Genomic DNA, 14,847 nt, shown 5'->3' on the forward strand with positions numbered 1-14,847 from the left:
TAATTGTTATATGAGACTTGGTAACACATTTTAATTAATCATGAAAACAATAATAAATTTAGTATTTCTCACTTTGGCTATGAGTTCTTGTAGCAGAAATGATGATCAAACTGAAACAATAGTGCCTGAAAAGACTTCTTACAATTTTATTTATGACAATTCCTATAAGGTAAATGAAATAGTCTTATATAAAGGTCCTTTAGGAGTGAAGGAAATTCCACAAGAAAGCATTATTCCAAATTATTGGAATTCCTATTCTGAACCTCCGTATAATAAAATTGAACTTAATCTAAAAAATAAATCCCTTCAGTTTCATTTAGGAAAAAACCTCATAAATTATCAAGTAGAATTATCTAATGACTCTATTTACATTTATACCGATAAAGTTTTTGTTGGGATTTTAGATAAAAAAAATGAAAAACTTGAGTTGTATAAATCATTTTATTACATAATAAAAGAATTAGATGATTCAAGTTTTTTTACTAAAAAAACTACTGAATTAGGAATAACAAAATATAAAGATATTTTTGGAAATAATACTTTTGAAAGCCCATCTGCAATGACCAAAAAAAATGATGAAGTTTTTTGGGCTAATTTATCTTTTACCTATAAAAGTCATTAATGACTTTTTTTGACATTTCCTTCCTCAAATTAATAAATGTATTGTGAAAGATTTTACAATTTTAGCAGATTAGAACCAACTAAAAAATGAATATATAACCGTCTTCATTTTTTAATGAATAAATAACTAAATGAGTAAAAAAAGTAATGAATACTTAACTAAAATTATTATATTTACGGAAGCAAAAGATACTTTTGGTTTAATAAAACCTAATTGATATAGGGAAATAGTCGCCAATTGCATCATAATTAATACCTTAAATGAAAACAAAAGTTATATCCGTTTTGACACAGAAAGGTGGAGTAGGGAAGACCACAACCACCATACACTTAGCAGCCAGTTTTGCAAAAAAAGGGAGTAAGGTTTTGGTGATTGATTTTGATAGCCAGAAAAATCTTTCTTTGGGCTACAAACTCGATGAAGATTTTCCCTACACGGTGGTAGATTTTTTAGAACAAAAGGAAGGCTTAGAATTCACTCAAAAAAGTGAACATAATAACGTTTATGTTTTGGCAGGATCTGAAAAGTTGGAAAGTTATAAAATCGATCGGTATGCTTTAAAAGAAAGTCTAAAACTTTTAGAAGATTATTTCGATTATGTTTTAATCGATTGTCCGCCTAAACCGCTTAATGATGAACTCAGTTTAGGGGAGGTTGCTGTGTGTGCCTCCGATTATGTTTTAAGTCCAATTAAGGATGATGAATATTCTCTAGCCGGAATTACTTCATTAATTCCATCCCTGTTGAACCTAAAAGCGAAACATAATCTGGATTTTGAATATTTAGGATTCTTCTTTAATGCGGTCTTGGTTAATTCTAGTGATTTCCGTTCTTATTATAATGACTTTTTATCCAATGAATTCACGAAAGATTATTTACTGAAAACTTTTGTTCGCCAAGATGTAAATATTAAAAAAGCAATTAAAGAAGGTAAAACGATATTTCAGATCGACAGTAAAAGTAGAGCAAGTAAGGATTTTAAAGACCTGGTAAAAGAATTAAAAAAGAAAATGATATGAAAGATAAAGTTTTGACCAATTTTGGGAAAAAGAAAGAGAGTAGTAGTCAATCTTTAAAGCTTCAAAATGTATTTCAAAAAATGCAGGTTGAACCTGTAGAAAAACAAATTGATGTAGTTGAAGAAGTTATTCCGAAGCCTGGTAGGAAGTCAAAGATAAAAGAAAAATCATTTAATTTTTCTTTTGTTTCAGAAGCCGAAAACATTAATTATATCCGGAGATTAGAATTTGAGAAACGAAGACAAGGTTCCGAATTTTCTTATTTTACATCTTCTGATGTAGTAAAGGAAGGAATAGCATTGCTGAGAAAGAAAGGCCCGAAGTTAAAAAACCGTCCTGCAGGTATGATTCCAACTCGTCGCGGACGGGTGTCAAATGGAACCGAATTGAAAGAAAAAGTAACTACCTCATTCAGCTTAATAGAAAATGAAGTTGATTATATTTATGATTATATTTATACCAAAAGCGAAGACGTTTTGGGAAGCTTCACCAAAGAAGCCTTTATGAATGATATGATTAAGGCGTTGAAAAATAAATACGGAGAACTGGAATAAAAAGGACGCCTGATAAATCAAGCGTCCTTAAACATATTTCTATGTTTTTTCCTAAATCAAAGATACAAAAATTTATGAAAACAACCGAAAGTCAAGGTTTTTTCTGTGTAGTATATTTTACAGATACAAAAAAGACTGCCTATTACCATAAGGTATATACCCCTTCGAAACTTGCCGGTACTCTTGAGAACTGGTTATGGATTAAAGTTTTTATAGATAAGAGTACTTATTATGCGAACACTAAAACAACAGATTATCATTGTATTTTTGACAAAAACAATCCGGTAACTGACTTTTCCTTCCGACCCTTTTTAAAATCATCTTCATGAAAGCGAAAAATAATAAGAACAGCGTAACGAAAACCCTGGATTCGTATGAAGCACAATTAGTAACGCTTTATCCTAATGAATTAATTGATTTTTTAGGGGGAGTCGAACCCCTTAAGAAAATTAATATTTTCGGTCATCGTATTATTTATGTAATGATGGAAATGATGAAGTCTGCGCAGGTTCATAAAATTAGTATTGATGAAACCAAAGAGATCATTTCAAACGACATGGTTTACAAGGACGGTAGAATTACGTCTTTGGAAGATATTAAGGCAGATCAGATTGAAAAAAGGAGAATATTAGAATCAGGAAAGAAGCTGGCGGTCATAGAAGAAAGTTTTTTTGCAGATAATTTCAGTATGCTTCAAATGATTATTCCTACGCAAGCTCTTAATGATAATGGAAATATAAAAGTTAAAGATAACAGTGTATTTCATGAACAGTTAAAAATTCTCAAAACCTTAGGGAATCATACGGTGAAATCAAACACAGGAGAAGAATTTTTAATTACAAATTTTATTGAAACCCCGATCTTCAACAAAGGGCAGAATTATATCCGTTTCTATATTTCTAAAGCCACTTCCCGAATGTTACTTAACAACATTGATGGATATTCAAAAGTGTATAGAAGCATTTTATTCTCGACTCCTTCAACGATGCCGTTAAATATATACCTTTATTTAAAGAAAAAGTTTGGGAAAATGAATGGGGGTAATATAAAAATTTCAAAATTTGTAGAAGACTTATCTCTTGCGAGTCATTATTTGAAAAAATCGAAGTTGACTATATTTTTAAATGGCATTCAGAAGAAATTAAATGAGATTGGAAATATATCTTTCGGATATAAGATTACCGAGGACACTCTAACTTTTTCTCTTTACGAAACTAAAAATACGGTTTTTGTTGAATACCCTTCTGCTGATGATTACCGCGCGAAGAACGCGTTGAAATATATAAAGAAATCGAGAAAACTGAATGAAAAGCAACTTGTTTACATAGTAGCAAAGTTTAAGGAACATGGTTATGAGAAGATGAGTGAGGTGACAAGAAGTCGGTTGGACAAAGAAATTACAGGCAATGACTATCTGAAATGGTTTGTAGATAAATGTAATGAATTGAAGTTGTAGTGATCATTAGTTACCCCCACTGAATGTTCCGGTTTACTGTAAATCATTTCTAATTTCACGGAAAAACAGTTCCCGTAGAAAGTATTTATTATTACCCCCACTGAATGTTCCGTTTTTTAAGTGTTGTAGAGACAAAAACAGATGAGTGGCAGAGAAAATCAGTTAAATAGGCTGATAAAAACAAAGGTAATATGTCGAAGTAAGAGGAAGATGTGAAATATAGAACGTAATAATGGAGAATCAAATCCAATTTAGTGGAAAAAATTAATAATCATTTGAACGAACGACAGGTATAAAAGCCTATAAATAGGGAACAGGAGTAATCAAATATGAGATGTAAAGCATTCAGTATAAAACAAGTAGAAATAACAGGGGTTAAAAAAGGTAAGGTTCAAACTGTTACCCCCATCTAATGTTCCTAACAATGATACCCCCACCGAATGTTCCTAATATCTCTTACCCCCACTGGATTTCCTTATTACCCCCACTGAAAGTTCTATTACTCCCACTCAATGTTCTGTTCCCCCCACTGTATTTCCTTAATACCCCCACTCAATATGTCCATTACCCCCACTGTATTTCCCAGAAAATGTTATAAAACGGCCTAATTATAAGCTTTTCGAGTGGTTTTACAGCCCTACTAATATTATAATCTATTTAATATTTATATTTATTAATTAAAAATAAGGCGTTAGCCATTGGCTAACAAACTTTTTATTTGATCTAAATTTATTTTTATAGTCGGAAAAAACATTAAAATTTATGGACGTCTGTAAATTTAAAAGAAAAAGTTGCGAAAAAAAGAAAATGAGCAGAATTTTCGTCGCACAAACGTTCATTTGTGCAATATTTTTGGAGTAATATAAATATTATCTCTCTTAGGGTCGCATAATTGTATCGCAAAATAAAATAATTATGCGATATGTTTTTGCGAATTAATTGGCATCGTGACAATATATTGTAAATTAGCTTTTAGAAAATTTTAATTTAAAATATGCTCATAGGTTACGCAAGAGTTTCTACCCAGGTTCAGGATAATGCACTTCAAATTGAGGCATTAAAAAAAATGGGTTGCGAAATGATTTTTGAAGAAGTTGTTTCAGGGGGAAGATGGGATCGTCCAAAATTACACGAACTTCTAAATTATATAAGAGAAGGGGATACAATTGTTGTCTGGAAATTGGATCGCTTATCCCGATCTTTAAAAGATTTGCTTTTTATTATGGAGCAGATCGAGTATAGAGGAGCTGGTTTCAAAAGTTTAACAGAATCGATAGATACTAGAACTTCTGCCGGAAAAATGATGATGCAAATGGTTGGTGTCTTTGCAGAATTTGAAAGAAATATGTTAAAAGAAAGGACGAAAAAAGGATTAGAGTATGCAAAACAACAGGGCAGAGTGGGTGGTCGTAAGCCAAAACTAAAATCCATCCAAATCCAGGAGATTATTCAACTGCATGCTGCAGGAAAATCTGCTCCGGAACTTTCTCAATTGTTTAATGTACATCAAGCAACGATTTATCGACTTCTAAAAAAATCTTCGGAAAATAACTCTTAGTGTTTACTACACTATTATTATTTTCTTTTTAAGGTAAAATCCGTTCTTTGGACTTTCGTGCTTTTACAAACTGAATTAAACTCCTGGATCGTATAAATTTCAGTTGTTCAATAATTTTATATTCATAAAATACTTTAAAATGATTACTTTTAAAAGGCCAAGGTTCTACAGTAATCACATTTTCTTCTAAATAATAGGTTTGATTCATCTGGTTGTCAGGACTTAGAGAAACTTCCATTTTTCTTCCTTCTGGTTGAATTTTATCCATGCATATAAGTAGAGAAAATGCATCACACCACTCAACAAATCTGTACAAACGATTAGCATATTTTTCGTCTATCTCTAGATGGTCTAAAATATCCTTTCGATTTTTAACTTGGTCTTTTAAGAATTTATTTAATTCACTATTCTTAGCTTCCTTTGAATCACTAAAGATGAAATCGATATGCAATGAAGTTAATAACGCATTCAATTGACATTTTGCAGAGGCCATTTCCATTACGGCTAGTTTTTGTTTGATATCAGACTTTTTTGATCCGTCATCAACAGTGAAATTTCGCGGTGCTCCTGCTTCGGTAAGGTTTTTTTCTTCGTTAGTCTCTTCCGCACCATCATCATGTTCCGCAATGGTGATAATTGTTGGAACTATAATATCATTAGGCAGGTCAATATCATATTGGTAAGCCAGCATCGCCGCCAATAACCCGTGAGAACGCTGATTAATGATTTTCCAACCTTTTTGATGAGAAGATACGATCATAAAATTACTTTTTCAAGTTAACATTTTTATAATGACTTACTTTTCAAAATTCTGAAATTCCATCGCTACTTCCTGTGTAAGTCCTAAAGTATAAGTTGCATTATCTGCACAAATTACGACATAACTACCTTTATCGGCATTAGAAACAGCGAAATGAAGTGCGCTTTTTGTATCAGGGATTACTTGGTATGACTGCTGTGGATTCACATCATAGATTCCGCGGGACAATAATTCAACGATAGATTCTTTACTTCTACCTCTTAGATCTCGATCAAATCTGATGATGATGTCGTCATACATTGATGCAGAGATACGACCAAATTCTATAATATCTTCTTCACGCCGATCACCAGTCCCCGTAATAATTCCTAATTTTCTTCCTGAAATATTTTTGAGATATCCTGCAAGCGCTCTAAGACCGTGGGGGTTATGTGCATAATCTAAAATAACATTTACACCATTTATTTTAAATTCATTGATACGTCCAGGAGTATGTTCGGGCGTCGGAATAAAAGATTTTAAGGCCAGTGCGATGTGGCTTGGTTGCATCCCGGAAAAGTAGGATGCGAGGACTACAGGTAATAAATTTTCAATCATAAAACCCGCTTTACCCTTTCTCGTTATTGGAACTTCTGTCGCGTTAAAAATAAAAATTCTGCCTTCAGAATGATGAATATAAATGTCCTTATTGTTGTCTGCATAGACAACAGTTCCTCCCTGTTCTAGATGGCTTTTAATATTTTTATTTTCTGAATCTGTGCAGAATAAAGCGATGTTACATTCTAATTTATTTTTCATTTCATAAACAAGTTCATCAGCGGCATTAAGAATTGTCCACCCATCCTTTTTAACTGATTGAGGAACCACGACCTTTACAAAGGCGAGATCTTCCACGCTGTAAATATCTTTTAATCCTAAATGATCTTCAGCAACATTGGTTACAATTGCGATATCACAATAGTCAAAACCTAAACCCGATCTAATGATTCCTCCTCGTGCACATTCTAATACAGCTGTATCGATGGTCATATCTTGGAGAATTGTTTTAGCACTTTGGGGACCAGAACAGTCTCCCGCTTGAATCTTTTCCCCGTCGATATAAATCCCATCCGTTGAGCTAAAGCCTACCTTACGTCCTGCGAAAGATAACGCATGAGCCATCAATCGGGTAGTGGTAGTTTTTCCGTTTGTGCCAGTTATTGCAATGATAGGTATTCGACCATTTTCGCCTTCTTCATACATTAAATCTACTATTGGTTCACCTACTTCCCGAGCAATACCCTTATTGGGATATTGGTGCATTCGTAATCCGGGAGCCGCGTTAACTTCAATTACAGCACCTCCATTTTCGTGTAGAGGGAGAGAAATATCTTGGGAAATGATATCGATCCCACAAATATCGAGGCCAATTATTCGAGAAACTTTCTCTGCTAATGATTTATTGGATGGATGAATTAAGTCTGTTACATCTTCGGCGGTTCCGCCTGTACTTAAATTAGCAGTTAATTTGAGGAAAACAACTTGTCCAGCTCGCGGAATGCAGGTGGTGGTCAATCCTTGTTTTTGTAAACATAGCTCCGCATCTGCATCAAGCTTGATTTTAGTTAAAATATTTTCATGTCCGTTTCCTCTCCTGTGATCGCTATTTTCTCTTTCAACAAGTTTATTAATATTTAGATATCCGTCGCCCGTTATAGAGGCGGGATGACGTAAGGAACCCGCAATAAATCTATTTCCAATAACTAATAATCGGTAGTCATTCCCTTTAATTTCTTTTTCTATAATTACAGAATTAGAAATTTCATTTGCGTAACGAAAGCCAATAAGTAAGTTTTCGAAGTTCGTAATGTCACAAGTGATGTTTCGTCCTTGATTCCCGTTCAATGGTTTTGTAACTAGAGGATAACCTAATGTAGGAACGATTTCCATTAAATCGTTTTCATCAGTAACTACAAAGCCTTTAGGCACTGGTATGTAAGCACTCTCTAGAAACTTTTTTGTACTTTGTTTATTCCCTGCAATATTTACTCCTATACAGGAGGTGTAATGCGAAATAGCAGCACTAATTCTTCTTTGTTTGTTACCATGACCTAATATTATATATCCGGCAGGACCAACATTTATGGGAATATTCCGTTTTCGTGCGGCTGAAATAATTAGAGAGGTGCTGGGTCCGTGGGCATACCTTTTTGCAATAGCTTTTACTCTTTCTATAGCTTCAGCTTTACTTAGTGGTTCTTCTCCTCTTATGATCGAATAAATAATATCTGATGTTAATTGTAACGCCTCTTTTCCTGCTTCTTCCACGTTATATTCAATGATGCCGTAAAGTATTCCAGGAGTGGGATAAATTAGATTATGATATAGATTTTCTCCTTGTAAAATCCCTGCAGTCTGTAATGCAAAATCAAAAATACAATGATGAGTATCTTCATGTGAGCATGTAACCTTATAGTTTTCCAAAAAGTACTGACTGAGTGTTCTTTGCATGTTTTCGTCCACATCCAAAAGAAATAGTGGGTCAAACTTTGCTGCTATTATTTTATGATGATTAGCAGACCACATATTTGGACCGCGCATTACACGGCTTTCACTGAAAATTCTTCGCATTAGGTGTATTAGTTTATGTTTTTTTAATGATTTAAGCAAAATGACGCTACTCCTACATTCGGTGAGTATGCTTTTTTTGTTTAAATATTTGAACTTTCAAATCAGATTTCATGCCAATTGAAGAGCATTTATCTTAGATATTTTGGTCTTGCTGGAAAGGGATTTAAAAATTTTCAAATAAGAAAAATTTAACACATTTTTTTAAGATGTAGATGATAGACTTTTGCCGCAAACTACTAACCTTGGCATCAAAAATGCACAATTAATTTTGTAATAGCCGCAAGAACTAAACGCGATGTTTTAAAGTAAGTTAGTGATCATTGAATAACTTAGAAATTATGGCATTAGACGAGTACAATAAAAAAAGAAAATTCAATGAAACTTCTGAGCCCGAAGGAATGAAACATGATTCTTCTAAAAAATTAATTTTTGTAATTCAACGTCATTCTGCAACACGTCTTCACTACGATTTTCGTTTGGAGGTCGATGGAGTTTTGAAAAGTTGGGCCATTCCGAAAGGACCCTCATTGGATCCCACGGATAAAAGGTTAGCGATGATGACCGAAGATCACCCTTTTGATTATAAAGATTTTGAAGGTACCATTCCAGAAGGTAATTACGGTGGAGGGGAGGTAGAAATTTGGGACTCTGGTACCTACACCCCTTTGCTAGAGGATAAATCTTCTTCTAAAAAATCCAATGATTTGGTAATGCAGGATTATTTAAATGAGGGTTCGATAAAATTTATTTTACGCGGTAAAAAGCTCAAAGGAGAATTTGCATTGGTTAAAATTAAGAACGGTAAACAGAAAAATGCTTGGCTTCTTATTAAGCATCGCGATAAGTATGCTGTGGAAGGTTTTGATGCAGAAAATAATGTTCCTAAAAATTCCAAAGTTACAGAAAGGGAAGAGGGCAGATTAAATAAAAAAGACAAAGACAAAGCGAGAAAATCTACTAGCGCTGCGAAAAGTGAAAAAGAAACTGAAGGTGGTAAAAAAGTAAAAAATTATATCTCTCCCATGCTTGCAAAAATTGCTCCCGAACCATTTAATGATAAACAATGGGTGTTTGAAACAAAATGGGACGGTTATCGTGCTATTGCAGATTTAAGTAGAAGCAGATTAAAATTATATTCCCGAAATGGACTTTCTTTCGCAGAAAAATATCCTTTAATCACTGAAAATTTACAGCTTCAGAAATCATCTATGATCATTGATGGGGAAATTGTCGCTCTTAATAAGGAAGGTTATCCAGATTTCCAGGCACTTCAAAGATTTAGTGAAAATCCCGAGGTACAGCTTACTTATCAGGTATTTGATTTGTTATGGTTAGAGGGAAAATCTGTAGAAGATTTGCCGCTGACCGAACGCAAAAAATTGCTTAAAAAAGTTTTAATACAAAATGATGTTATCAAATACTCTGAACACACCGTTGAAAAAGGAATAAATTTTTTTAAAAAAATGAAAAAATTAAAACTGGAAGGAATGATGGCTAAAAAAGCTAATAGCAAATATTCCGAGGGAGGAAGAACTTCAAATTGGTTAAAAGTTAAATTTCAGAACACGGAGGATGTAATTATATGTGGCTATACTAAACCGAAGGGATCGCGCAAAAACTTTGGTGCTCTTATTTTAGGAACTTATGTTAACGATGAATTAAAATATTGCGGACATGCCGGAACTGGCTTTACGGCATCTACTTTAGATGATTTAATGATGAAATTTAAACCTTTGATTACCAAAAAGTCTCCCTTTGAAGTAATACCGAAGACGAATACCGATCCAGTTTGGCTGAAACCAGAATTAGTTTGTGAAATTAAATTTGCGGAGAAAACGAAAGATGAGATTTTTCGGCATCCTGTTTTTAAGGGTTTGAGAATAGACAAAGAAAAAAAAGACGTCAAAAAACAATCTAGTGAAGATAAAAATTTCAAATCAGCAAGCATCTCTGATAAAAGTACTGCTAAAAAGGGAAATAGTAAGATAGCAGAACGCGAAATAAAAGTAGGGAAAGACAGTTTAATCATTACCCATCCAGATAAATTGTATTTTCCCGAAAGCGGAATTTCAAAAATGGATGTTATTGATTATTACGAATCAGTTGCTGAATATATATTACCGCATATAAAAAACCGACCCCAATCACTGCACCGATTTCCAAATGGTATTGAGGCGCCGGGATTTTATCAAAAGGATGCTTCAGATGCACCGAAGTGGATTAAAAAGATACCAATTCATGCTGAATCAACAAATAAAGAGGTTGAATATATGGTATGTAGAAAGTTGCAAGATATCATGTATCTGAATAATTTAGGATGCATAGAAATGAATCCGTGGAACTCAACGATAAAAAATATAGAAAAGCCAGATTGGTTGGGGTTAGACTTAGATCCGTCTGCAAAAAATTCTTTCGACGACGTTATCGAAGTTGCCTTGGCAGTTAAAGATATTTTGGATCAAATCAAAATTGAAGGGTATTGCAAAACTTCTGGAAGTACAGGACTTCATATTTATTTGCCACTTAATGCTAAATATGAATTTGAAGAAGCAAAGGATTTCGCTTATCTTTTAATGCAGAAAGTAAACGAAAAACTTCCGTCTTTGACCACTCTTGAAAGAAATTTGAAAAAAAGAGGAGATAAAAAAATATATCTCGATTATTTACAAAACAGCAAAGGTCAAACTTTGGCAAGTGTTTATAGTTTGCGGCCAAAACCCCATGCTCCGGTGTCAATGCCATTATTGTGGAAAGAAGTAAAATCTGGAATTCTACCTACGGACTTTAATATTTCTAATGCTTTAGAACGAATAAAAAAGAATGGCGATCTTTTCAAACCGGTACTTGGAAAAGGTATTGATTTAGTGAAGGGATTAAAAAAGCTTGAATCGATTTGATTCAAGCTTTTAAACTCAATATTCATTGAAAGGTTAATGAATAGTTCGACTATTTTTCGGTGATAAAATATTGGATGGGTTTAAAACTACCACCATTACTATCTTCTGCAGAACATGCAGTTAAACATACCAGCAAATCCATTTGAGCTCTAAACTTAATGTAATCTCCTGCTTTAGAAGTTGGAGGAAGAACTGAAATCTTTCCTTTTTCATCAAATTGAACATTCATAAAAATGTTAAATGCCGTAGGAATATCATCCTGCTTAATTCCCATGGGTTCTAAATTTTTCGAAAGATTGTTGAGACAGCTCGGGTGCTCTCCAGAATAATTATACATTATTTCGAAAGTTTCTTTGCTACACGGAGCAAGCAGAAAATCATTACGTCCATTGGTATCTTCTATAATTTCCATCATTTTGTTGGAACGATTGCTCCAAAGGAAATTGCCTGTTGACAGTAGAATTGACTCCTCAAAATCAAGGGATTTCCCCGATGATAATTTTTCGTTCAAATCATTGCTGTTAAATAATACCATGTCACTTACCTGCATTCCTTCTGGATCGATTACCGTTAAAATTTCTCCTTCCTTTAAATAAAAAGCTTTTCCACTTTGCTTTTCGATCGTATAAATTTTACTCATATTTTAATTTGATTTTTTATGAAATGGACATTTCCAGTTTTCTTCTACATTGCGACCACTATACTGCTTCGTTTCCGTATCTGTACCATAATCTTCCAGAACTGGATTAATATTACCTTGTAGCGCTTCATCATTTTTTCTAATAGTATCTCGAACAGAAGAATACGTCCCCATTTCCCTCAATTTTTCAAACTGATGATGTAGATTGAAAACCAATGTAGTATAGGGAGCTTTTCTCGCAATTCTTGAACTTTCTGGATGTAAACCTACGATATAAAAAGCTTTTCCGCCTAAACTGAAACTAAATTCTGGACTTTCACAATCATCACTCACTGCTTTATCCCATTTGCAATCGTCAAGTTCATGTAAGGTCTGTAAAGTATTCCACAGCGCATCTTCGAAATCAACTTCATTAGCAAAATGATTATTTGGGAAAACTGCTAAAAAGGACTCAAATTGGTTCCCATTAAAATCATATTGGGTGATATAATTAGCAAGATCTTCCATTAATCTGCGAAGAGATTTTTTGTTGAACATATCCTCGTAACTATTCATATGGTAATTTTCCATTTTAAATAGGGATTTGGCCATAATGCAAGGATGATCTTCGTCTAAAACATATTTTTTAAACTCGTCCTGTATACTACGAACTTCCGTAGGTGTATTAATAGTTTCATTCATAATAATAATTTTTATATTAAATGTTTGTGACTGTTTATTGTCACTAATATTCTTTATTAGACTGTTGCTTTATAATATTTCAATCTTTCAGAAAAGAAGTAACAATCACAATTTTATTTTTTTATTTAAAAATATGTTCTAAAATTTAATCAGATTTCATGCCGTTTGAGGAGCTCTACATACGATCAATGTGATTTTGTGATGAATGATTTGCTATTTAATAAGAAGATATTTTTAAGTATTTTCTTTGCGATTACCTATCGGTTAGGCTTTAAAGCGGTTTTGAAATTTTTAGTGATAAAAATCTAACAATAGGTGGCGCGAATCTCGTAACAGTCTAATTTGTTGATATTTAATAGATGCAGTCCGAAATTTTTAGCTCATATAAATTTTTTTTTAGCTGATTCGTAATTACATCAGTACTTCAAAATTCCATAATGTAAATTTGTTTGAAACAATCTCATTATGAATCTCAAAATTTTGATAACAGTTGGATTACTAGGTTTACTTAGTTCCTGTTCAAAAAACGATACACCTCAAAATACAGAACCGGCAAATTATGCTGAAACAAAGGAAAAACTCATCCAGAATCCTGATAAAGATTCTGTTGAAAGTGATAGTATTAAAACACCTACCGCAATGCCTCCGCAAACTGAACCTACGGTAGGAAAGTAAAAAATTCCTTGAATTTTGTCAAGCTACTGCTGTTTTATGAGTTTCCATGCTTGCTCACATGAAGGAAATATAAAGCTATTTTTCCTTGAATGTCGCTGAAGTTGAGTTGGAAATCCCTTTGCTTTATCCCATTCTAAATTATCTGTAATATTAGAATGGATTACTTGTGTCACTTCAAAATGTTTTTTCCGACTATCAAAGAGCTTTTTTCTAAGAAATTTTTAATTAAAAGTTCTATTGAAATTCTTATATTTGATAGGATTAAATTAAATCGTTGGTAACCGTCATGGTCTTATTGAAGATTCTCAATAGTGGAGAATCTTCAATAGTTTTATCCCAGGCGACAAAGCATAAACTATGGGAAAGAATATTCTTCCGGATTCAAATCAAGATTTTGAGAAATTACTGCATTATATTCAGCAGAAGCAAATCCAGGTATTTCAGAAAGTAAATACTGCGCTCATTGATTTGTATTGGGAACTGGGTAAGATCCTTAGTGAGAAGGTAAAGAACAATGAGTGGGGTAAAAGCGTAGTAACAGAATTCGCTAAATATATTACTTCAAATGCTCCGGATATTAAAGGTTTTAGTGATAAGAATCTTTGGCGGATGAAGCAGTTTTACGAAACCTATGTTGATCATCCAGAACTCTCAGCACTGCTGAGAGAAATTCCCTGGACTCATAATACCATTATTTTTTCCCGCTGCAAGAGCACCGAGGAAAGAATTTTCTATATTAAGCGATCAATTTGTGAAAAGTATTCTACCCGAAACCTGGAAAGACAGATTAACGCTTCTCTTTATGAAAGAACACAATTGGGGGATGAAAAACTCTCAGCGGTGATGAGAGAATTGGAACCCCGTGCAAAGCAGGTTTTTAGAAACAGCTATGTATTGGAATTTCTAGGCCTACCCGAGGAACATACGGAGAGTGATCTGCAGAAGGAATTGGTAAAGCAAATTAAGAAATTCATTATCGAGTTAGGGAAAGACTTTCTGTTTATCGACCAAGAGTACAAACTACAGGTTGGCAATAGTGACTTTTATATTGATCTGTTGTTTTATCATCGCGAGTTACAATGTTTGGTTGCCTTGGAACTCAAAACTGACAAGTTCAAACCGGAACATATGGGCCAGCTCAATTTCTATTTGGAAGCGTTGGATCGGGATGTGAGAAAACCTCATGAAAATCCGAGTATTGGTATTTTATTGTGTCGGGACAAAGACGAAGAAGTCGTAGAATATGCACTTTCTCGAAATTTGAAACCCAGTATGGTTGCGGAGTATCACTTGCAGTTACCTGATAAAAAAATGTTGCAGGAAAAGCTCCATCAGATCTTAGATCGTAAGGACACAAGTGAATAGGAATGTACCA

General features: G+C 33.6%; 12 protein-coding genes. 8 read left to right on the forward strand and 4 right to left on the reverse strand.

Features of this window, described 5'->3' with window-relative positions:
• Positions 1–40 precede the first annotated feature (40 nt).
• From FNJ88_RS14055 to FNJ88_RS14075, 5 genes are all read left to right on the forward strand, one after another.
• Positions 41–622: a hypothetical protein gene (locus tag FNJ88_RS14055; RefSeq protein WP_143853955.1), complete on the forward strand. Its 582-nt coding sequence runs from the start codon at positions 41–43 to the stop codon at positions 620–622.
• Between the two features lie 260 nt (positions 623–882).
• The gene (locus tag FNJ88_RS14060) at positions 883–1,641 is read left to right on the forward strand and encodes a ParA family protein (RefSeq protein WP_143853956.1); all 759 of its coding nucleotides are present in this window, start codon (positions 883–885) and stop codon (positions 1,639–1,641) included.
• Positions 1,638–2,195, forward strand: a complete 558-nt coding sequence (locus FNJ88_RS14065) for a hypothetical protein (protein ID WP_143853957.1) — start codon at positions 1,638–1,640, stop codon at positions 2,193–2,195. The genes FNJ88_RS14060 and FNJ88_RS14065 overlap by 4 nt, the downstream gene beginning before the upstream one ends.
• A 325-nt stretch (positions 2,196–2,520) precedes the next feature.
• Complete coding sequence (locus FNJ88_RS14070; protein WP_143853958.1) at positions 2,521–3,651, forward strand: hypothetical protein; 1,131 nt, start codon at positions 2,521–2,523, stop codon at positions 3,649–3,651.
• Positions 3,652–4,645: 994 nt separating this feature from the next.
• Positions 4,646–5,209, forward strand: coding sequence for a recombinase family protein (locus tag FNJ88_RS14075; RefSeq protein WP_143853959.1), 564 nt, complete (start codon positions 4,646–4,648; stop codon positions 5,207–5,209).
• Between the two features lie 28 nt (positions 5,210–5,237).
• On the opposite strand, the gene FNJ88_RS14080 is transcribed toward FNJ88_RS14075, so the two are convergent.
• Positions 5,238–5,969: a DUF3891 family protein gene (locus FNJ88_RS14080; RefSeq protein WP_143853960.1), complete on the reverse strand. Its 732-nt coding sequence runs from the start codon at positions 5,967–5,969 to the stop codon at positions 5,238–5,240.
• Positions 5,970–6,005: 36 nt separating this feature from the next.
• The gene (gene cphA / locus FNJ88_RS14085; protein WP_143853961.1) at positions 6,006–8,579 is read right to left on the reverse strand and encodes a cyanophycin synthetase; all 2,574 of its coding nucleotides are present in this window, start codon (positions 8,577–8,579) and stop codon (positions 6,006–6,008) included.
• 338 nt (positions 8,580–8,917) lie between these two features.
• Between cphA and ligD the strand changes: the two genes are divergently transcribed.
• Positions 8,918–11,476, forward strand: a complete 2,559-nt coding sequence (gene ligD / locus FNJ88_RS14090; RefSeq protein WP_143853962.1) for a DNA ligase D — start codon at positions 8,918–8,920, stop codon at positions 11,474–11,476.
• 49 nt (positions 11,477–11,525) lie between these two features.
• On the opposite strand, the gene FNJ88_RS14095 is transcribed toward ligD, so the two are convergent.
• Both FNJ88_RS14095 and gntA read right to left on the reverse strand, forming a co-directional pair.
• Positions 11,526–12,116: a DUF1989 domain-containing protein gene (locus FNJ88_RS14095; RefSeq protein ID WP_143853963.1), complete on the reverse strand. Its 591-nt coding sequence runs from the start codon at positions 12,114–12,116 to the stop codon at positions 11,526–11,528.
• A gap of 3 nt (positions 12,117–12,119) precedes the next feature.
• On the reverse strand, positions 12,120–12,797 hold the full coding sequence (gene gntA, locus FNJ88_RS14100) for a guanitoxin biosynthesis heme-dependent pre-guanitoxin N-hydroxylase GntA (protein ID WP_143853964.1): 678 nt from the start codon (positions 12,795–12,797) through the stop codon (positions 12,120–12,122).
• Positions 12,798–13,262: 465 nt separating this feature from the next.
• On the opposite strand from gntA, the gene FNJ88_RS14105 reads away from it, so the two are divergent.
• Complete coding sequence (locus FNJ88_RS14105) at positions 13,263–13,472, forward strand: hypothetical protein (protein ID WP_143853965.1); 210 nt, start codon at positions 13,263–13,265, stop codon at positions 13,470–13,472.
• Positions 13,473–13,829: 357 nt separating this feature from the next.
• The gene (locus FNJ88_RS14110; RefSeq protein ID WP_143853966.1) at positions 13,830–14,837 is read left to right on the forward strand and encodes a YhcG family protein; all 1,008 of its coding nucleotides are present in this window, start codon (positions 13,830–13,832) and stop codon (positions 14,835–14,837) included.
• The last annotated feature ends 10 nt before the right edge of the window (positions 14,838–14,847 follow it).

Source organism: Chryseobacterium sp. SNU WT5 (assembly GCF_007362475.1).
GTDB lineage: Bacteria > Bacteroidota > Bacteroidia > Flavobacteriales > Weeksellaceae > Kaistella.

Bases quoted from the DNA above. Each gene is read 5' to 3' on its own strand.
- FNJ88_RS14055 (WP_143853955.1), top strand. From the start codon at position 41: ATGAAAACAATAATAAATTTAGTATTTCTCACTTTGGCTATGAGTTCT.
- FNJ88_RS14060 (WP_143853956.1), top strand. From the start codon at position 883: ATGAAAACAAAAGTTATATCCGTTTTGACACAGAAAGGTGGAGTAGGG.
- FNJ88_RS14065 (WP_143853957.1), top strand. From the start codon at position 1,638: ATGAAAGATAAAGTTTTGACCAATTTTGGGAAAAAGAAAGAGAGTAGT.
- FNJ88_RS14070 (WP_143853958.1), top strand. From the start codon at position 2,521: ATGAAAGCGAAAAATAATAAGAACAGCGTAACGAAAACCCTGGATTCG.
- FNJ88_RS14075 (WP_143853959.1), top strand. From the start codon at position 4,646: ATGCTCATAGGTTACGCAAGAGTTTCTACCCAGGTTCAGGATAATGCA.
- FNJ88_RS14080 (WP_143853960.1), bottom strand. From the start codon at position 5,969: ATGATCGTATCTTCTCATCAAAAAGGTTGGAAAATCATTAATCAGCGT.
- cphA (WP_143853961.1), bottom strand. From the start codon at position 8,579: ATGCGAAGAATTTTCAGTGAAAGCCGTGTAATGCGCGGTCCAAATATG.
- ligD (WP_143853962.1), top strand. From the start codon at position 8,918: ATGGCATTAGACGAGTACAATAAAAAAAGAAAATTCAATGAAACTTCT.
- FNJ88_RS14095 (WP_143853963.1), bottom strand. From the start codon at position 12,116: ATGAGTAAAATTTATACGATCGAAAAGCAAAGTGGAAAAGCTTTTTAT.
- gntA (WP_143853964.1), bottom strand. From the start codon at position 12,797: ATGAATGAAACTATTAATACACCTACGGAAGTTCGTAGTATACAGGAC.
- FNJ88_RS14105 (WP_143853965.1), top strand. From the start codon at position 13,263: ATGAATCTCAAAATTTTGATAACAGTTGGATTACTAGGTTTACTTAGT.
- FNJ88_RS14110 (WP_143853966.1), top strand. From the start codon at position 13,830: ATGGGAAAGAATATTCTTCCGGATTCAAATCAAGATTTTGAGAAATTA.